This window comes from Cetobacterium somerae ATCC BAA-474, assembly GCF_000479045.1.
Lineage (GTDB): Bacteria > Fusobacteriota > Fusobacteriia > Fusobacteriales > Fusobacteriaceae > Cetobacterium_A > Cetobacterium_A somerae.
Map to the genome: position 1 here is coordinate 1 of NZ_KI518088.1, position 734 is coordinate 734.

At 29.8% G+C, this 734-nt stretch carries 1 protein-coding gene; it reads left to right on the top strand.

Annotated elements, in window-relative coordinates:
* Positions 1 to 734, top strand: a 734-nt coding sequence (locus tag HMPREF0202_RS15210) for a hypothetical protein (protein WP_023051812.1), incomplete at both ends; no start/stop codon positions are given.

Genomic DNA, 734 nt, shown 5'->3' on the forward strand with positions numbered 1-734 from the left:
GCCACATTAAAAAGATATGCAGCATCAAATAACGTTGTGGTTAAAAATTTAATACCAACAGATACTTCTCAATTTGTAATAGGAACAGTCAAACTAAATGATCAAAATACTGAGATGACAGAAACAAGTATAAATTCAGGATTAAGATTTTTTGGTGGAAATAGTAGAAATATAGTAGGATTTACTCAAGTAATTTTTGCATGGGATAATGTAAATAACAAGACTATTGTTTTGCAAACTACGATACCTCAAGTTACAGTTAATGATAGTTATAATAAAAATGCTAGAAATTATAGTTTAAATGTTTCAAAAGTATATAATGGTTATTATACAATAAGCTCTCCGAGTTATCCAACAACAACAACAACAATGGTACCTGGAGAGGTATATACAAATGATAGTGCTCCTTTGTTTAGACTAGGAGTAGCGAGTACTTCGAGTAACGCAAAATATTTTTATGATAATTTTACTTTTGGAGATATAACAATAAATACAGTTGGAGGAACTATTAATAACTCAAGTTTTACAATAACAAATCCAATAGCAAAAGGAAATACGAGTGGAATAGGAACATATGTTTTAGATGGAACAACAAGATCACCAAGTGGATTACCTAGAAATATAAACACTTTAACATGGACTTCAGCAGGAATAAATAGTAATCCAGGTTATACATTATACCCATCAATTCATAATATTGGAGTATGGTTTACAGATGGAACGACAACAGTAAA